The 17608-nt window shown below is 68.9% G+C and carries 20 protein-coding genes, 1 tRNA gene and 1 pseudogene; 15 read left to right on the forward strand and 7 right to left on the reverse strand.

Translation table 11 applies throughout. The annotated features are described in order from the left end of the window. Positions 1-37 precede the first annotated feature (37 nt). Genes mshA through AB0K18_RS23330 form a run of 3 tightly spaced genes read left to right on the forward strand, consistent with a single transcriptional unit; the run spans position 38 to position 2596 of the window. On the forward strand, positions 38-1318 hold the full coding sequence (gene mshA, locus AB0K18_RS23320) for a D-inositol-3-phosphate glycosyltransferase (RefSeq protein ID WP_364917511.1): 1281 nt from the start codon (positions 38-40) through the stop codon (positions 1316-1318). Between the two features lie 36 nt (positions 1319-1354). Further along, on the forward strand, positions 1355-1834 hold the full coding sequence (locus tag AB0K18_RS23325; RefSeq protein ID WP_364554593.1) for a YbjN domain-containing protein: 480 nt from the start codon (positions 1355-1357) through the stop codon (positions 1832-1834). Between the two features lie 18 nt (positions 1835-1852). Continuing rightward, on the forward strand, positions 1853-2596 hold the full coding sequence (locus AB0K18_RS23330; RefSeq protein WP_364917514.1) for a phosphoglyceromutase: 744 nt from the start codon (positions 1853-1855) through the stop codon (positions 2594-2596). A gap of 44 nt (positions 2597-2640) precedes the next feature. Here the strand turns inward: AB0K18_RS23330 and phoU are convergent, their stop codons facing one another. After that, the gene (gene phoU, locus AB0K18_RS23335; RefSeq protein WP_364917517.1) at positions 2641-3285 is read right to left on the reverse strand and encodes a phosphate signaling complex protein PhoU; all 645 of its coding nucleotides are present in this window, start codon (positions 3283-3285) and stop codon (positions 2641-2643) included. Positions 3286-3418: 133 nt separating this feature from the next. Between phoU and AB0K18_RS23340 the strand changes: the two genes are divergently transcribed. Together AB0K18_RS23340 and AB0K18_RS23345 are read left to right on the forward strand one after the other, a co-directional pair. After that, positions 3419-4588: an ATP-binding protein gene (locus tag AB0K18_RS23340; protein WP_355430540.1), complete on the forward strand. Its 1170-nt coding sequence runs from the start codon at positions 3419-3421 to the stop codon at positions 4586-4588. A 64-nt stretch (positions 4589-4652) separates the two neighbouring features. Continuing rightward, complete coding sequence (locus AB0K18_RS23345) at positions 4653-5345, forward strand: response regulator transcription factor (protein ID WP_364917520.1); 693 nt, start codon at positions 4653-4655, stop codon at positions 5343-5345. A 56-nt stretch (positions 5346-5401) separates the two neighbouring features. Here the strand turns inward: AB0K18_RS23345 and AB0K18_RS23350 are convergent, their stop codons facing one another. Further along, entirely contained in the window at positions 5402-5992 is a 591-nt protein-coding gene (locus AB0K18_RS23350; RefSeq protein WP_364917523.1) for a copper chaperone PCu(A)C, read from the reverse strand. A 251-nt stretch (positions 5993-6243) separates the two neighbouring features. Between AB0K18_RS23350 and AB0K18_RS23355 the strand changes: the two genes are divergently transcribed. The 4 genes from AB0K18_RS23355 (at position 6244) to AB0K18_RS23370 (ending at position 8180) form a co-directional block, all read left to right on the forward strand. Continuing rightward, positions 6244-6726 (forward strand): CarD family transcriptional regulator, encoded by a 483-nt coding sequence (locus AB0K18_RS23355; protein WP_020544658.1) that lies wholly within the window; start codon positions 6244-6246, stop codon positions 6724-6726. Between the two features lie 17 nt (positions 6727-6743). Further along, positions 6744-7211, forward strand: a complete 468-nt coding sequence (gene ispF / locus AB0K18_RS23360; protein ID WP_364917526.1) for a 2-C-methyl-D-erythritol 2,4-cyclodiphosphate synthase — start codon at positions 6744-6746, stop codon at positions 7209-7211. 308 nt (positions 7212-7519) lie between these two features. Then, positions 7520-7807: a GlsB/YeaQ/YmgE family stress response membrane protein gene (locus AB0K18_RS23365; protein ID WP_345395334.1), complete on the forward strand. Its 288-nt coding sequence runs from the start codon at positions 7520-7522 to the stop codon at positions 7805-7807. Between the two features lie 97 nt (positions 7808-7904). Then, on the forward strand, positions 7905-8180 hold the full coding sequence (locus tag AB0K18_RS23370) for a GlsB/YeaQ/YmgE family stress response membrane protein (protein ID WP_364917529.1): 276 nt from the start codon (positions 7905-7907) through the stop codon (positions 8178-8180). Positions 8181-8261: 81 nt separating this feature from the next. Here AB0K18_RS23370 and AB0K18_RS23375 read toward each other — a convergent pair whose 3' ends face one another. Beyond that, positions 8262-9482, reverse strand: coding sequence for a DUF2637 domain-containing protein (locus tag AB0K18_RS23375; protein ID WP_364917532.1), 1221 nt, complete (start codon positions 9480-9482; stop codon positions 8262-8264). A gap of 54 nt (positions 9483-9536) precedes the next feature. On the opposite strand from AB0K18_RS23375, the gene AB0K18_RS23380 reads away from it, so the two are divergent. Together AB0K18_RS23380 and cysS are read left to right on the forward strand one after the other, a co-directional pair. After that, positions 9537-9923 carry a PPOX class F420-dependent oxidoreductase gene (locus AB0K18_RS23380; RefSeq protein WP_364917535.1) on the forward strand — a complete coding sequence of 129 codons (387 nt, stop codon included), beginning with the start codon at positions 9537-9539 and terminating at the stop codon, positions 9921-9923. 43 nt (positions 9924-9966) lie between these two features. Continuing rightward, the gene (gene cysS / locus AB0K18_RS23385) at positions 9967-11358 is read left to right on the forward strand and encodes a cysteine--tRNA ligase (protein ID WP_364917538.1); all 1392 of its coding nucleotides are present in this window, start codon (positions 9967-9969) and stop codon (positions 11356-11358) included. Here the strand turns inward: cysS and AB0K18_RS23390 are convergent, their stop codons facing one another. Then, positions 11359-12339, reverse strand: a complete 981-nt coding sequence (locus tag AB0K18_RS23390) for a MerR family transcriptional regulator (RefSeq protein ID WP_364917541.1) — start codon at positions 12337-12339, stop codon at positions 11359-11361. It lies immediately after the preceding gene. A 94-nt stretch (positions 12340-12433) separates the two neighbouring features. Here AB0K18_RS23390 and rlmB point away from each other — a divergent pair, with 94 nt between their 5' ends. After that, a complete protein-coding gene (gene rlmB / locus AB0K18_RS23395) occupies positions 12434-13399 on the forward strand; it encodes a 23S rRNA (guanosine(2251)-2'-O)-methyltransferase RlmB (RefSeq protein ID WP_364917543.1) in 966 nt (321 codons plus the stop codon). A 20-nt stretch (positions 13400-13419) separates the two neighbouring features. After that, positions 13420-13492, forward strand: a tRNA-Thr gene (locus AB0K18_RS23400). 61 nt (positions 13493-13553) lie between these two features. Here AB0K18_RS23400 and AB0K18_RS23405 read toward each other — a convergent pair. Further along, complete coding sequence (locus AB0K18_RS23405; protein ID WP_364917727.1) at positions 13554-13874, reverse strand: tyrosine-type recombinase/integrase; 321 nt, start codon at positions 13872-13874, stop codon at positions 13554-13556. A gap of 129 nt (positions 13875-14003) precedes the next feature. Further along, on the reverse strand, positions 14004-14288 hold the full coding sequence (locus tag AB0K18_RS23410; RefSeq protein ID WP_364917546.1) for a hypothetical protein: 285 nt from the start codon (positions 14286-14288) through the stop codon (positions 14004-14006). A gap of 345 nt (positions 14289-14633) precedes the next feature. Between AB0K18_RS23410 and AB0K18_RS23415 the strand changes: the two genes are divergently transcribed. Then, on the forward strand, positions 14634-15923 hold the full coding sequence (locus tag AB0K18_RS23415; RefSeq protein ID WP_364917548.1) for a hypothetical protein: 1290 nt from the start codon (positions 14634-14636) through the stop codon (positions 15921-15923). 360 nt (positions 15924-16283) lie between these two features. Here AB0K18_RS23415 and AB0K18_RS23420 read toward each other — a convergent pair whose 3' ends face one another. Further along, complete coding sequence (locus AB0K18_RS23420) at positions 16284-16685, reverse strand: hypothetical protein (protein ID WP_364917551.1); 402 nt, start codon at positions 16683-16685, stop codon at positions 16284-16286. A gap of 493 nt (positions 16686-17178) precedes the next feature. Between AB0K18_RS23420 and AB0K18_RS23425 the strand changes: the two are divergent. After that, positions 17179-17442 (forward strand): annotated as a pseudogene (locus AB0K18_RS23425) (transposase); the annotation flags it as partial. Positions 17443-17608: the final 166 nt, after the last annotated feature.

Genomic DNA, 17608 nt, shown 5'->3' on the forward strand with positions numbered 1-17608 from the left:
GTTGGGACAGTTGTACTCGGTCTGGAGGTGGTGTCGAGTGAGGCGACGACGGGTCAGCCGGGTCGCGACCATCAGCATGCACACGTCGCCGCTGGACCAGCCCGGCACGGGCGACGCCGGTGGCATGAACGTGTACATCGTCGAATGCGCCAGGCGACTGGCCCGGCTCGGCGTGGAGGTGGAGATCTTCACCCGCGCCACCGCCCGCGACCTGCCACCCGTGGCGGAACTCGCCCCCGGCGTCCTCGTCAGGCACCTCACGGCCGGTCCGTACGAGGAGATGGACCGCGCGGAGCTGCCCGGCCAGCTCTGCGCCTTCCTGTCCGAGGTGCTGCGCACCGAGGCCATGTACGACCCCGGCCGCTACGACGTCATCCACTCCCATTACTGGCTGTCCGGCCAGGTCGGCTGGCTGGCCAAGGAACGCTGGGGCGTCCCGCTCGTCCACACCATGCACACCATGGCCAAGGTCAAGAACCTCCTGCTCGCCCGCGGCGACAGGCCGGAGCCCGCCGCCCGCGTGATCGGCGAGCAGCAGGTCGTGGACATCGCCGACCGCCTGGTCGCCAACACCGCCGACGAGGCCGGCGAGCTGATCGACCTGTACGGCGCCGACCCCGCCCGCGTCGCCGTCGTGAACCCCGGCGTCAACCTCAACGTCTTCACCCCCGCCTCCCAGGGCGCCGCCAGGCACCGGCTCGGCCTGCCGCAGGACGCCCACGTGCTGCTGTTCGTCGGCCGCATCCAGCCGCTCAAGGCCCCCGACGTGCTGCTGCGCGCCGCCTCCAGGATGCTCATCGACGAGCCCGCGCTGCGCGAGCGCCTGGTGATCGCCTGCGTCGGCGGCCCGTCGGGCAACGGCCTGGCCAGGCCGTCGTTCCTCACCGAGCTCGCCACCGAGCTGGGCATCGCCGACGTCGTCCGCCTCGTGCCGCCGGCGCCCCAGGAGGAGCTGGCCGACTGGTACCGGGCCGCCACGGTCACCGTCGTGCCGTCGTACAGCGAGTCGTTCGGCCTGGTCGCCCTAGAGTCGCAGGCGTGCGGCACCCCGGTGGCCGCCGCGGCCGTCGGCGGGCTGCGCACGGCCGTCCGCGACGGCGTCTCCGGCCTGCTCGTGGACGGCCACGACCCCGCCGACTGGGCCATCGCGCTGCGCCGCCTGCTCTCCGCGCCGCGCAGGCGCGAGCGGCTGTCGGCCGGCGCGCGCGAGCACGCCGCCGCCTTCGGCTGGCAGGCCACCGCCGCCCGCCTCATGGAGGTCTACGCCGGCGCCATCGCCCATCTGCACCAGGTGCCGGTCGCGCTGCCGGGGAACTGACCGTACTTTGTTCTGCCGCCTCTTAAGGTGAAGGGCATGCGCGAAGTCGTCGAAGCAGCACTCAAAGCAGCGGACGTCACCTACGACGAGCCCCGCCCAGGAGCGTTCCTGGCCAGGCTCCCCGGCCAGCACAAACTCGCCACCATGACCTGGCTCATCGTCGGCGAGCGGGTGCTGCACGTCGAGGCGTTCTTCTGCCGGCAGCCCGACGAGAACCACGCCGAGTTCTACCGCTGGCTGCTCGGCAAGAACGGCTCCATGTACGGCGTGCACTTCTCCCTCGACCCCGTCGGCGACGTCTACCTCGTCGGCAGGGTCCCGCTGGCCGCCGTCACGGAGGAGGAGGTGGACCGGCTGCTCGGGTGCGTGCTGACGTACTCGGACGACTGGTTCGACCGGGCACTTGAGCTCGGCTTCGCCTCCTCGATCAGGCGCGAGTGGGAGTGGCGGGCCAAGCGCGGCGAGTCCCTGGCCAACCTCCAGGCGTTCGCCCGCTTCGCCGACCCCGACCGGTAGAACCATAGGATTGGCCGCATGGCGACTTTGGTGCTGCTTAGGCATGGCGAGAGTGACTGGAACGCGAAGGGCCTGTTCACCGGCTGGGTGGACGTCAGCCTGTCCGCCAAGGGCGAGGACGAGGCCCGCCGCGGCGGCAAGCTACTCCAGGAGGCCGGGCTGCGCCCGGACGTCGTCCACACCAGCCTTCTGACCAGGGCCATCCAGACGGCCCAGCTCGCGCTGGCGGAGGCCGACCTGCTCTGGCTGCCGGTCAAGCGAAGCTGGCGGCTCAACGAGCGCCACTACGGCGCCCTCCAGGGCAAGAACAAGGCCCAGACCCGCGAGGAGTTCGGCGACGAGCAGTTCATGCTGTGGCGCCGCTCCTACGACGTGCCCCCGCCCCCCATCGCGGACGACGACGAATACTCCCAGGCAGGCGACCCCCGCTACGCCCTGCTGCCGCCGGAGCTCATGCCCCGCACGGAGTGCCTGAAGGACGTCGTGGACCGCATGCTGCCCTACTGGTACGACGAGATCGTCCCCGACCTCGCGGCCGGCCGCACGGTGCTGGTCGCCGCCCACGGCAACTCGCTGCGCGCGCTGGTCAAGCACCTCGACGGCATCGGCGACGACGAGATCGCCGGGCTCAACATCCCGACCGGCATCCCGCTGCTCTACGAGCTCGACGCCGACTACCGCCCGACCGTCCGCGGCGGCCGCTACCTCGACCCCGACGCCGCGAAGGCCGCCATCGAGGCCGTCGCCAACCAGGGCCGCTGACAGCAGGGGGGTGCGAGAGCACCCCCCTTTTTCCGTCGTGCGCGTCAGTCGGGGCGCGACCCGGTGACCAGGTAGACGACGGCCTGCGCCACCCGTACCGCGTGGTCGGCGTACCGCTCGTAATAGCGCCCCACCAGCGTGATGTCGATCGCCGGCTCCACCCCGTGCGCCCAGTCCTTGGCCAGGATCTTCGAGAACAGGCGGCGGTGCAGCCGGTCCATCGCGTCGTCGTCCTGCTCGAGCTCCAGGGCCGAGTCCACGTCGCGGGACGCCACGCAACTGCCGGCCTTGGTGACGAGGTTCTCGGCGATCTGCCCCATTTCCAGAAATGTCGGGCGCAGCCCCGGCGGAATGGCCGAGTCGGGGTGCCGCAGCCGCGCCACCTTGGCCACGTGGACGGCGAGGTCGCCCATGCGTTCGAGGTCGGTGCCCATGCGCAGCGCCGTGATGACCATGCGAAGGTCCACCGCGACCGGCTGCTGCCTGGCCATCAGCTCGAAGATCGACGCCTCGAGGTCCGCGAAGGTGGCGTTCACCTCCTGGTCGCGGGAGATCACGCTCTCGGCGAGCTGCAGGTCGGCGTCAAGGAGGGCCGTGGTGGCACGGGAGATGGCCGAGCGGGTCAGCCGGGTCATCTCCACCAGCTTGTCGGTCAGCGAATCGAGTTCTTCGTGGTACGCGTCGCGCATGCCGTCACCGTACGGCGGGGCCGATGAACGAACTCCGACCGCCAGATGAACTTTCCGGGAAAGAGGCGTTCATCCCCTGATGAGGGGGTCTGTCCCTGCAGGAACGCCACCTACCATCGAAGGCATGAGTGAGATGGCCATGAGCTTCGCGGCCCTGGCCGGGTTCGTGGTGGGCGCGCTGGCGGTCCTCTTCTACCGCAACCAGATCGAGGCCCCCAGCCGCACCACCACCGACGGCGTCGAGACCGGTGCGGCGCTGCCCCAGGGCGTCGCGTCCGTGCTGGCCGTGCTGCCCTCGTCCGCCGTCGTCCTCGACGCCCACGACCGGGTGCTGCGGGCCAGCTCGGCCGCACGCGCGTTCGGGCTCGTCAAGGGCGACCGGCTGATGGCCGCCGAGCTGCTCGCCCTGGCCCGCCAAGTGCGCCGCGACGGTGAGATCCGCGAGAGCGAGATCGACGTGGCGGGACACAAGTTCGGCCAGGAGACCACCAACTTCGCCGTACGCGTGGCGCCGCTCGGCTCCTACGGCCAGGTGCTCGTGCTGGCCGAGGACCAGACCGAGCGGCGCAGGGTCGAGGCCGTGCGCCGCGACTTCGTCGCCAACGTCAGCCACGAGCTGAAGACCCCGGTCGGCGCGCTCAGCCTGCTGGCCGAGACCATCCAGGACGCCGCCGACGACCCCGAGGCGGTCAGCCGCTTCGCCGGGCGCATGCAACACGAGGCCGCCCGGCTCAACTACCTCATCCAGGACCTGATCACGCTCAGCCGGATCCAGGGCGCCGAGCCCATCCCCACGCCGGGCCAGGTCTCCATCGACGAGGCCGTCAACGACGCCATCGACCACTGCAACACCAGGGCCGTCGCCAAGGACATCACGCTGGTCTCCGGCGGCACCGAGGGCCTGCGCATCTGGGGCGACGCCGAGCTGCTCGTCACCGCCCTGCGCAACCTCATCGACAACGCCATCGTCTACAGCCCCGAGCACACGCGGGTCGTGGTCAGCGTGCGCCCGGCCGGCGACTCCGTCGAGATCAGCGTCAGCGACCAGGGCATCGGCATCCCCGAGGAGGCGCTGGAGCGCATCTTCGAGCGGTTCTTCCGCGTCGACGCCGCCCGCTCACGCGTCACCGGCGGCACCGGGCTCGGCCTCGCCATCGTCAAACACGTCGCCGCGGCCCACGCCGGCGAGGTGTCCGTCTGGAGCAAGGAAGGGTCCGGCTCCACCTTCACCCTGCGTCTGCCCGCCTTCGGCGGCACGGCGCTGGCAGTACCACCCTCGATCCCCATGGAGGCAGCCTCGTGACCGCACGAAGCGAAACCACCGTCGGACGCGCCGGCCGCGTCATGAGGCCCGCAGGAGCACGCGCATGACCCGCGTCCTCGTCGTGGAGGACGAGGAGTCGTTCTCCGACGCCCTGTCCTACATGCTGCGCAAGGAGGGCTTCGAGGTGTCGGTCGCGGCGACCGGCCCCGAGGCGCTCGACACCTTCGACCGCAACGGCGCCGACCTGGTGCTGCTCGACCTGATGCTGCCCGGGCTGCCCGGCACCGAGGTCTGCCGTTCACTGCGGCAGCGCTCGAAGGTCCCCGTCATCATGCTGACCGCCAAGGACAGCGAGATCGACAAGGTCGTCGGCCTGGAGCTGGGCGCCGACGACTACGTCACCAAGCCGTTCTCCTCGCGCGAGCTGGTCGCCCGCATCCGCGCCGTGCTGCGCCGCCAGGGCGACGTCACCGAGGAGCTGGAGAGCGCCGTGCTGGCCGTGGGGCCCGTGCGCATGGACGTCGACCGCCACGTCGTCGCCGTCCGCGGCGAGCCCGTGCAGCTGCCGCTGAAGGAGTTCGAGCTGCTGGAGGTGCTGCTGCGCAACGCCGGCCGGGTGCTCACCAGGGGCCAGCTCATCGACCGCGTCTGGGGCGCCGACTACGTGGGCGACACCAAGACGCTCGACGTGCACGTCAAGCGGCTGCGAGCGAAGATCGAGTCCGACCCGTCCAACCCGCGCTGCATCCTCACCGTGCGCGGCCTCGGCTACAAGTTCGACGCCGTGGAGGAATGACAGACCCCGGTACCGATCGTGCGGGTACCGGGGTCTTCTCATGCCCTCTGAAGGCTCTAGTGCGCCTCCTCCTCCGCCTCTCCCGTCGGCGACGGCGTGGGCGTCGGGGTGGCCGCGGGGGTCGCGCCGGGAGCCGGGGGGTACGACGCGTATTCGCGGCTGCGCGTGACCACAGGGACGTTCATGGACACGACCCCGGCGTTGGCGAACTGGAGGTCCAGCTTGATGCTCTCGCCGCCCCTGAGGCTCTTGGGGATCGCCTCGAGGACCAGCTGAGGGGACGGCTTGCCGGTGTTGACGAGCTGGTTGCTCGGAAGCTGAATGGGGGCGGTGATCTTGACCGTGCCCATCTCGCCGGCGTTGACGGCCTGGAGAGTGTCGGGGGTGCCCGAGGTGTTGAGGATGTTCAGGTAGATCGGGGCCGAGCCGCGCCAGGCGAGCTGGGCTCCCGAGTCCGGGCCGAGGATGAACGCCTGAGGGATGTGAATGCCGCTCTTAGCGCCGTACTGACCGTTCTCGATCAACACCTGGGCCTCGTTCGGCGCGTACGGCATGTTGGTGGTGGCGTCGAATCCTGCCCCGCAGCCCGCGAGCACGGGGGCTGCCAAGAACGCGGCGGCTACGACAATCCAGCGACGGCTGGTCACGGGCGGGTTCTCCTTGGTTCTGCGCAGGTGTCGCGCGTGCGTGATGTGCAGCGCCCACCATATCCACCCCAATGCAAGGTCATATCCGCACCCCCGCAGGTCATTCGCTATGTCCGGAAATGCGATTCATAGAGTTGAGCGGTTGTCAACCCCCAATATGCGGCTTTGACCTGCAGTTATGAGGATTTCACTGTTCCGGGAGGCTGTGGATGCGTGGTACCCTGGAGTACAGCGGAAGGGGTACTTGTCACATGACTTTCCAGGTCGGCGACACTGTCGTCTACCCCCACCATGGGGCTGCTCGGATCGAAGCAATCACGACGCGATCCATCAAGGGTGAGGAAAAGACCTACCTGGTGCTCAAGGTCGACAAGGGCGACCTTACCGTCCAGGTGCCAGCTGAAAACGCAGAACTCGTCGGTGTGCGCGATGTTGTCGGCCAGGAAGGCCTTGAGCGGGTTTTCGACGTCCTTCGCATGCCGCACACGGAAGAGCCGACCAACTGGTCTCGTCGCTACAAGGCCAACCTCGAGAAGCTCGCGTCCGGCGACGTGAACAAGGTTGCCGAGGTGGTTCGGGACCTGTGGCGGAGAGACCGCGAGCGTGGCCTGTCCGCCGGCGAGAAGCGCATGCTCGCCAAGGCGCGCCAGATCCTGGTCAGTGAGCTGGCCCTGGCCGAGAAGACCAATGAGGACAAGGCAGAGGCCCTGCTCGACGAGGTTCTCAACTCCTGAACACGAATCTTCCACGGGTGGGCGTCGGAGTCGACGTCCACCCGTTCGCATCACCGGGCTCAGGACGCGAGCTCAACCTCGCCGGTCTGCACTGGCCGGGTGAGCTGGGCGTCGAGGGCCACTCCGACGGCGACGTCGCCGCCCACGCGGCCTGCGACGCGCTGCTGTCCGCGGCCGGTCTGGGCGACCTCGGCAAGCTGTTCGGCACCGCCGACCCGCGCTGGGCGGGCGCCTCCGGCACGGTGCTCCTCGAAGAGACCGCCCGTCAGGTGCGGGCGGCCGGCTTCGAGATCGGCAACGTGGCCGTCCAGGTGATCGGTAACCGGCCGAAGCTCGCGCCCCGGCGCCTGGAGGCCGAGAAGGCGCTCAGCGCCGCTCTGGGGGCGCCTGTGAGCGTCTCCGCCACCACGACCGACGGCCTGGGGCTGACGGGGCGTGGGGAGGGTGTGGCGGCCGTGGCGACCGCTCTGGTGGTCGCGCTCTGATCGGACTTCGCGATCGTCGGTTCTCGCGGTCACGGCGCTCTTGTCGCGGCCGTGAGGCTCTGTCGCGGTCCTGAGGCTCTATCGCGGGTCGTGAGGCCGTCCGCGTGAACCGATCCCGTGTCCGGCGCGTCCTCTTTGTGGGATACGTGAGGGTGTCCTGGCGGGTCGTCGCCAGCCCGCCGAAAATGCGGAGGCGGCGGTTCGTCACTGGCGCGGTACGGACCGCCGCCTTCCCTCATGGGTAATTCGCCAGCTCAGGGGGTATGTGTCCCGCCAAGACATGTGAACGTCTTCGGGGGGAGCTCCACATGATCGGCGCGATCGTTAGCGCAGTAGTCATCGGCGCCATCGTCGGTGCGCTGGCCAGACTGCTGGTGCCGGGCAGGCAGAACATGTCCATCGGCCTGACCCTCATCGTCGGCATCGTGGCCGCCCTGATCGGCACTCTGATCGCCCAGGCGTTCGGCTGGGCCGACACCAGAGGCATCGACTGGATCGAGCACATCCTGCAACTCGTCCTGGCCGTGGCCGGTGTGCTCCTCGTGACCCGGATGGGCATGGGACGCGGCGGCCGAGGCGGCCGAACAACTACCTGACCTGCACATTTGCAAAGCCGGCGCATAATCGCCGTAGATCGGGTAGCGACCATCCCGTGAGGGTGAACCGCTCAGCCTCACGGGGAGGTTTCATGTCATGACCATCGAATCCATCCTCGGCGCCATCGTGATCGGCGCCGTGATCGGCGCAATAGGCCGTCTGCTGCTTCCCGGCAGGCAGGCCATCGGGTGGATCCTCACCATCGTCGTCGGCATCGTCGCCGCCCTCCTGGGCACGCTGCTCGCGCAGGTGCTGGGCGTGGAGACCACGCCGGGCATCGACTGGATCGAGCTGGTGATGCAGGTGGTGCTCGCAATCGTCGGTGTGGGCCTGGTGGCCGGACTTCGCCGCGGCAGCGGCAGAAGCATCTGATCCACGCCGTACGCAACTGGCGGGATGGAAGGGCCCGCCCGGGATCGTGTTCCCGGGCGGGCCCTCTTTCCTGCTTCTTCGTCAGTCCTCGGGCGGGCGCGGGGTGCTGCGGAGGCGTTCGGCCGGGGCCGGGGAGTCGTCGGCGATCACCCGGTGCGGGGCGGTGTCCTCCATCTCCTCACGCGTCTCCTCGCTGCGTCGTCGCTCCTGGTCGTCGGCCAGTTCGGGGCCGTGGTGCGGGTCGGGGGCGTCGTCGTCGAAGACGGGGTGGGGCTGGGTGTCGGCGTCCTTGTCAGCTGACTCGGGCGAGGGGCGCGGGTGGACGAGCACGTCGGCCGGCTTGACCCGGTCGCCCCAGCGGACGGGGCGGGTCAGCGGCTCCTCGTCCGGCTCGCTCGCCGCCTCTTCCGGCACGTCTTCCTGTACGTCGTTCCGCGGCTCTTCCCGCAGCCCTTCGCGCGGCTCTTCCCGCGGCTCTTCGCGGAGCTCTTCCCGCGGCTCTTCCCGCAGCCCTTCGCGCAGCCTTTCGCGCGGCTCTTCTTGGGCCTTTTGCCGGGTCTTTTCTTGGGCTGTGGCCTCGGGCTCCGGCCGGGCCCGTACGGGGCAGGTCTCGGGCTCGGGCTCGGCTGCGGGGCGGTTCAGGGGCTTGCGGGCCGGCTGGGGTTCCGGGTCTTCCTCGTTCTGGACCGGCCACTCGGTCACGCGGCCCGACACCGGGGGCGTCTCGGCGGCGGCGGTGGGGCCCACGACCGGCGTGGGCTCGGACAGGGGCTCGGGCAGGGGCGCGGGCGTCTGCGTCGCGAGCGGGGGCGGCTCATCGGCGCGCGACCCCCGGAACGGCACCAGGTCCTGCTCCTCGTCCTCCCGGTACGCCGGCGCGCGATGGGCCTGCACGTGCTTGATCAGCAGTAACCACAGCCACAGCGCCAGGGCCAGCATCACCCAGGGCGCGAGCGCCACGCCGATGGCCGTCTGCCGGACGTCGAAGGTGACGCGCACCGCCGTGGCCACGTTCGCCGCCGCGGCCGCCGCGATCAGCAGGACCAGCACGAACGCCGCCTGCACGCGTACGAGCATCTTGGCCGAGCGCAGCAGCAGGACGCCGACCAGCGCGACCACCAGCAGCGCGTCGAACGCCGCAGGGTAGAGGAAGGCGAGGTCCTGCCTGGCCTCGCCGGTGACGGCCAGCGCGCGCAGATCGTCGAAGGAGAGCGCGCACGCGGCCCCGGTCAGGGCGGCGACGGCGAGCCCGGCCAGGGCGAGGCCCAGGCGGCGGAGCAAAGAGGGGGGAGTCACGTCCATGGCGTCTTCGAGACTACAGAAGAATGGGGATCACGACCGATCAAGGGAGGCCGCATGACCAAGTTGTCGGAAGATGTCCGCAAACTTTTGGACGCGCCGAATTATGCGACGGTGACCAGTCTCAACGCCGACGGCGGGCCGCAGTCATCCGTGGTCTGGGTGCGTACGGACGGCGACGACGTGCTCTTCTCCACCGTGAAGGGCCGCGTCAAGCCGCGCAACTTCGAGCGCGACCCGCGCGCGAGCCTGCTGGTCATCGATCCCGACAACCCCTACAGGTACGTCGAGGTGCGCGGCCGGGTCACGATCACGGCCGACCCGGAGGGCGCGCTGATCGAGGAGCTGTCGCAGAAGTACCGAGGACGCCCATGGGAGGACAAGCCGGGCACCGAACGGCTCATCGTCCGCATCTCGCCCGACAGGGTGTACCTGCGGGGCTGATTTATCGGCCTGACGACGCCGCCGAGGCGTTAGCCTTTCTTTCGTGAGCCTGCACATCTACGACACCAGCACGCGCGCCATCCGTGAATTCGTTCCGGTCGAAGCCGGCCGGGCGTCGATTTACCTGTGTGGGGCCACCGTGCAGGCTCCTCCGCATATCGGGCACATCCGCTCGGGTGTCAATTTCGACGTGCTCAGGCGCTGGATGGCGCGTTCCGGATACGAGGTGACGTTCTGCCGCAATGTCACCGACATCGACGACAAGATCATCAGGGTGTCCGCCGAGGAGAGCGTGCCCTGGTTCGTCGTGGCCGAGCGCAACCAGCGGGCCTTCGCCTGGGCCTACGACACGCTCGGATGCCTGCCGCCGACCGTCGAGCCGCGCGCCACCGGCCACGTGCCGGAGATGATCACGCTGATGGAGCGGCTCATCGAGCGCGGCCACGCCTACGCCTCCGGCGGCGACGTCTACTTCGACGTACGCTCCTACGAGGAGCGCTACGGCTCGCTGTCCAACCAGAAGCTCGAGAACATGCGGCCCGCGGCCGACACCGACGACGAGTCGTGCAAGCGCGACCCGCGCGACTTCGCGCTGTGGAAGGGCGCCAAGCCCGGCGAGCCCACCTGGCCCACCCCGTGGGGCCCCGGCCGGCCCGGCTGGCACCTCGAGTGCTCCGCGATGGCGACGAAGTACCTCGGCCCGACGTTCGACATCCACGGCGGCGGCATCGACCTGATCTTCCCGCACCACGAGAACGAGATCGCCCAGTCCCAGGCCGCCGGCGACGGGTTCGCCCGCTACTGGATGCACAACGGCATGCTCAAGATCGGCGCCGAGAAGATGAGCAAGTCGCTCGGCAACTCGCTGCTGATCCCCGACATGGTGCAGAAGGTGCGTCCCGTCGAGCTGCGCTACTACCTCGCGGCGCCCCACTACCGCTCCTCGATCGACTACTCCGAGGAGGCGCTGCTCGAGGCGGCGGCGGCGTACCAGCGGATCGAGGGGTTCGTGACGCGGGCCGCCGAGGTGATCCACGACGTCGACGCCCACGCGCCGCTGCCGCAGGCGTTCGCCGACGCGCTCGACGACGACCTCGGCACGCCGCAGGCGCTCGCCGTCGTGCACGAGGTGGTGCGTGAGGGCAACGTGGCGCTGGCCCGCGGCGACAAGGAGGCCGTGGCGCGGCTGCTCGCCGAGACCCAGAACATGCTCGACGTGCTCGGCCTCGACCCGCGCTCGCCGCAGTGGCGCGGCACGGGCTCCGACCTGTCGCCCGTCGTCGACGCGCTGGTCGCGGTGGCGCTGGAGCAGCGCAAGTCGGCGCGTGAGCGCAAGGACTACGCGGCCGCCGACGCGATCAGGGATCAGCTCGCGGCGGCCGGCATCACCGTCGAGGACACCCCCCACGGGCCCCGGTGGGAGCTGAGCCGCTGATCAGGCCGCCGTCGCGTCCAGAGCGGCCGCGATCCACCTGAACAGCGCGGGGTCCCGCTCATCCGGGGCCGGCGGGGTCCCGTTGATCCGGGTCACGAGCGCGATGTACCTGCCGTGGGTGGCGTCGTACGCGGGGTCCTCGGGCACATCCTGCGCCACGAGGAAGGCTCTGGCCAGCCGCTGCCTGGACTCGGTGGTGGAGCGTCCGCCGGTCAGTCCTGCGGTGGCGTCCGCGAGGCGTACCACCAGCTCCTTGGCGCGAGGGGCCTGCGGCGGCAGGCCCGAGCGGTACGCCGTCACCAGCTCCTCGCCGATCTTCGCCCCCTCTCCGTGGATGAAGTCCCACGTCGGCGGGGAAGCCAGATTGCGGCCGGGGAACGTACCGTAGACCTCCTGGAGATAGGCGCGGACCGCGGCCCTGAACTCCTCGCCCTGCACCAGGTCGGCCAGCTCGATCCAGGCTTCGAGCTGCTCGGCGGACGGGTCGTCCGGCAGGCGCGGGTGCAGCGTGCGGAGCCGGTCCACGAAGCCGGGCGGCACGTCGAGTGACGCGCCGACCTCGGTCCAGAAGTCGTCGATGAGGCGCTCGCGTTCGTCGTCCTGCATGGAGACGAGGCGGTGCATCAGGGCCGCCTGGGCGGCCGTGCCGCGCTGCCTGACGAGCGTACGCAGCACCGCCCGCCTGGCCCGCAGGTCGCGCTCCTGCCGCTCCACCAGCTCCAGGTGGGCGGCGAGGAGATCGTGCAGCGACGTCTCGCCCGCGAGCAGCTGGCGGATGTCGAGCAGGCCCGCGTCGAGCTCCCTGAGCGTGCGGATCAGCTCCAGGCGGGCGATGGCGCGGACGTCGTACAGGCGGTAGCCCGCCTCGGTCAGCCGGGTGGGGGTGACGATGTCTGCGTCTGAGTAGTACCGGATGGCGCTGACGCTAAGGCCGGTGCGGCGCGCGACGTCCCCGATGGGGTAGAGGTCGTTGTCGTCCATGTCCGCCACTATGGACTCTCAAGCGGATCGAGACTCAAGCCCCCCTTTTTCCGGACGTCCTGAGAAGGGCGGCGGCCCGAGTACCCTTGGACGCATGGCAGCAGGCGGTAGGGCATCTGGCAGGCCCGCGAAGAAGAAGGGCCCGGCCAAGGGCACCGGTGGGCAGCGCCGCCGTTCGCTCGAAGGCAAGGGCGCGACGCCGCCTGCCGAGATGCGGCACTGGTACAAGGAGAAGGCGCGCGCCGAGCGCATCGCGCGGGAGGAGCGCGGGGGCGGTCGCCGTCCCGGCGCGGCTCGGCCGCAGCGGCGTTCGGAAGACACGCCCGAATACATCGGCGGGCGCAACCCGGTCCTGGAGGCGCTGCAGGCCGGGGTGCCGTGCAACGCGCTCTACGTGGCGCAGCGCATCGACAACGACGATCGCGTACGCGACTCCATCAAGATCGCAGCCGAGCGCGGCATCGCCCTGCTCGAGGCCACCCGCGACAAACTCGACCGCCTCACCGAGGGCGGCGTGCACCAGGGCATCGCGCTGCAGATCCCGGCCTACGACTACGCGCACCCGTCCGAGCTGGTCGAGATCGCCCACGAGGCCGCCGAGGTGCCGCTGATCGTCGCCCTCGACTCCGTCACCGACCCGCGCAACCTCGGCGCCATCGCCCGCTCCGCCACCGCCTTCGGCGCCCACGGCCTGCTCGTGCCGTCCCGCCGCTCGGCCGGCGTCACGGGCGGCGCCTGGAAGACGTCCGCGGGCACCCTGGCCACCCTGCGCGTGGCCCGCGCCGCCAACCTGACCGCCGCGCTGCGCGAATACCGCGACGCCGGCCTCTTCGTCGTCGGCCTCGACGGCACGGGCTCGACCGAACTCGCCGACGTCGACCTGCTCGGCGAACCCCTGGTAGTCGTCGTCGGCTCGGAGGGCAAGGGGCTGTCGCGCCTGGTCCGCGAGCAGTGCGACGTCCTCACCCGCATCCCGATGCGCGCCGCCGCCGAGTCGCTGAACGCGGGGGTGGCGGCGGGGGTGGCGCTGTACGAAGTCGCTCGTCACAGGCGTCCCTAGCGTCTACACTGGTAGGCCGTGCCGACGTAGCTCAATCGGCAGAGCATCTGTCTTGTAAACAGAAGGTCAGGGGTTCGATTCCCCTCGTCGGCTCTGCTAGCGAAAGGCCCCTGAACAGGCGTTACGCCGTCAGGGGCCTTTCGGTTTTCGATCTTCAACCGGTGTCTTCGGCGTCCTTGGGAGCCACCGGGGGCTGTTTCCCCAGGAGAGCGGTGGAGATGGCCTCCGTTGCCGCGCGCCGGTCGTCTTCGAGCAGGTGACCGTAGACGTCCTTGGTGATGGCGATGCTGGCGTGGCCAAGGACCTCGGACACGACGTGGAGCGGGGTGCCCTGGGCGAGCATGAGAGATGCGCCGGAGTGACGAAGCTCGTGCGGGTGCCAATGGCCGAGGCCCGCCTTCTTGGCCAGACGGGAGAACAGGTGCGAGAAGGTATCCGGGTCGGACGGGTTGCCGAAAGCTGTCGGGAACATCAGGCCGTGCGGGGGAAGGTCGCCGCGGGGGCCACCACCGCAACTGCCTGCCGGGGAGAGGCGCGACGAGACAAGGCGGCGGCGTCCTTACCCCCTCCGACAGGGAACGCGCTTGTCTCGCCGAGCCGGTCATCACCTGGCGATGTACTCAGCCAGGAGCTTCGCCGCACCCTCCGGATCGCGGGTGGGGTGCCGCTGCTCGGCGCTCTGCCAGGAGTAGTAAGCCCCGCCGAACCCGACGAAAACCCACACCGGCATCCCCGGCTCCCGCTTGTGCACCATGAGCGCGGTGTTGTTGTCCCGCAACTCGGCGTTGACACCGAGGTCGGTGAGGTGGTCGCGCAACCGGACGAGCATGTCGCCCTCTTCCTGGTTCGACGGGAAGCCGTTGGCCACCGCCTGCATGATCGAGTTCATTTCCCGTTCCCTTCGGCCTGGCCGCCTCCGAGGCAGTCGAGACACTCTCGCTCCTCACTAGGGGTCTGATCTGTGTCGCCATCGCCGATGAGGAGCGCACGGCGCGAGTCGCGCAGCTTGTTCCCGCGTCCCCGACATCCGGGGCACGGCGAGGTCTTGCTCGTCTCGTCTGGCCGGATCACCGTCGCCATCTCCTCGTTCATCCGGCGTTCCCTGTGGCGGGAGGCCGCGTGACGTACCGTGGTTGCTTGATGACAAGTCCACCGGCAACCGAGTCTGAGCAGGACCCCCGAACGGCCCCCTCATTTCCCCTTTCGAGCCCCCAGCCGAGAGGAAGACCCGAAGATGCCCGACTACATCCCAAACGTTCGCCTCCGCGCCTGGCGCAACCAGGAGCAGCTCTCGCGCGTTCAAATGGCCGACAAGATCAACACCACACCCATTGGCGTTGCCGAAAGATTGACCTGTGACGAGGAGCGCGTACGACGCTGGGAGGCTGGCGAGGTCCGATGGCCGCGCACACCGTACCGATTGGCGCTGACCCAACTCACCGGGCTGGAGCCGGAAGCGCTCGGATTCACCCAAACCAAGCAGACTGGCAGCGGCTTGATCGAGGCGCGCGTGATACCCGCCGACGCCCTACGAGCCGAGGCCGACCTGTACGGAACCATGCAGCTTGCGCAGCAACTGCAAGCATCGGACGTCGGGGCCGGAACCCTGGAGGCTCTTGCCGAGGCCGTCGATCTCTTGTGCCGCGCCTATCCCGTCGTGCCCGCAGGCACGCTACGAGACCGCACCCAAAAGCGCCTGGCGCAGATCAACCACCTACTTGGCGGACGCCTCACCTTGGACCAGCATCGCGAACTGCTCGTAGTCACCGGTTGGCTCACCGCCCTGTTGGGCTGCGTTCACTATGACTTGGGTGAGAGGGAAGAGGCCGAAACAGCTCGACGCGCCGCCTTCGAGATGGGCCGCCAGGTCGGGCACGGCGAACTTATGGGCTGGGCACACGAGATGTCAGCGTGGTTCGCCCTCGTTGAAGGCCGCTACGAAGACGTCGTCACCGCTGCCCGCATGGGCCAGGCCGTGGCCGGCACCAGTAGCGCCATGGTCCAACTCACCCTCCAAGAAGCCCGCGGGCTGGCACGAATCGGAGACCGCCGCGAAGCCGACCGCGCTCTTACTCGCGGAGCTGAAGTCCTTGGTGGCCTGCCCATGCCGGAACATCCAGATCACCACTTCGTCTTTGACCACGCCAAGTGGGTCTTCTACGCCGCCACCTGTTACACCTGGCTTGCTGATGACGACCGCGCCGAAGAACACGCCCGCGAGACCATCCAGATGCACACCCGCCCCGATGGCACCTCCAACGCCCCGATGCGCGTCGCCGATGCGCACATAGACCTTGGCATCGTCCATGCCCGGCGCGGCGATCTCGATGCGGCTGTTGACGAGGGTCTGGCTGCATTCGACATCGATCGACGATCCCTCACTGACCTCGTGAACCGCGCCGGAGATCTCGATCGCGTACTACGGCAGCGCTACCGGCGCGAAGCGCTTGCGGAAGACTTCCACGAGCGTTTCCTAACTGCCCGCAGAGCCTTGACCAGCCGTCGTCCGGACCTGCTCGATTGAGTGCAACGCGAGTTTGCCCGCAGGCCTGCGAAATTGCCGAGTTGTTCTCTTAGGTATCGAGTTGTTCTCTTAGGTATCAAGCGGCGGCGCGGCGCGCCGCCGTACCCCCGGCCCTCCGCCCGCCCGCCGCCCGGGCGTGCGGCCTGGGGGCCGGTCCCGGACGGCGGCGGGACACCGGGCCGGGCACCGCACGCCGGCCCCGCCGTACTGACCGGACGCTCCGGCCGGGGTTGCCGCGTCGCCGCACAGATGCAGCCCTACGATCGCCACTGCATGGCTGGACGCCGTACGTTCTTGGGGGCGATCGACGATCCAGGGTTCGTTCCTCACCCTGGCTCACCGAGCAGCGTGGCTGTATCGTCATGTTGTTTCTCCCGTGGCCGACTGAGCCGTCTCAGCGACGATGGAGGCCGTTACGTAGAAGCCGTCCGGGGCGATCTGTGTCACGGCATCAAGGTGAACTCCCTGCTCACCCGCAGTGATCACGTGAGCCTCGAAGTACGAGTATCTGAGATCCCGCAACCAGACCCGTTCGAGCTCCGCCGCGAGCTCCGCCATCGAACACCCCGGCACCGTCTGGCACGTAGCAGTGATCAGGTTGTTCGTATCGCCGGTACGGCGAACCGACACCTCCTTGATCAGCGGCGAGCGCCACAGGTGAGCATCGAAGTCAATCGCCATGCCGTCCAGGTCATCCCCGGCGCTCGGGAACGCCTTGCCCATCACCCGCTGCTTTGCCGTGGCGAACTCCGCAAAATCCATCGAGAAAGCGTCCCATCTCCACGTCACGCCGCATGACCTCGCTCATATCGCGCAGTCTGCCAGCCGTGTCGACTATCACCGTAACTGGGTTGGAAACGCACCGGCTGGTAATCGAGGCGGGCTGAGGCGTAGAAGTAGGCAAGGGTCGCGGGGCGATTTTTGGGAGCCACCTTGGGAGCCACCCGAGCGGACGATCATGAACGGCGGCGGACGGAGACGAACAGCGAGGATGCCAGCAGATGAGGCTGCGGACGACTACGGACGCTCACGAAGATCGTTTGTGGACCTTGTAAACAGAAGGTCAGGGGTTCGATTCCCCTCGTCGGCTCTGCAAGATGAAGCCCCTGAACTGGTGTTTCCGGTTCAGGGGCTTCGTGTTTGTCAGGACAATCTGGCGATCTTGCTAACACCCTTGCTGCCAGGAGGCCACCGCCTGGGCGAAGATGTCGGCGGCGGTCGCGGCCTGCTCGCAGGTGACGTGGGCGTACACGCGCCCTTCCTGGCCTTCGACGTCGAGATCCGCAAGGTCATCTGCTCCACCAACGCCATCGAAAGCGTCAACGCCCGCATCCGCAAGGACGTGCGAGCCTGCGGTCACTTCCACAACGCGACCGCCGCCCTGAAGTGCGTGTTCATGGCCCTGATGAGCCTCGATCCCACCGGACGGGGCCGCAAGAGATGGACCATGCGCTGGAAAGCGTCCTTGAACGCCTTCCAGATCGCCTTCGAAGGCCGCCTCACCCCTGCCAACCTCTGACCATTTCAACAACCAAAATCAGCCGTTAAGCTGACACTCCCGAATCACCGCCTTGCGCAGGCGGCATGAGGATGAAAAGCCGTCAGGGAAAGGTATTTTTCTGGATTGCTGCGGAGGTAGTCGGCGGTGAAGCGAAGAGTAGGATCGAAATCTGGTATAATTGGTG

It is taken from the genome of Nonomuraea sp. NPDC049421 (genome assembly GCF_040677005.1).
Classification (GTDB): Bacteria; Actinomycetota; Actinomycetes; order Streptosporangiales; family Streptosporangiaceae; genus Nonomuraea; species Nonomuraea salmonea.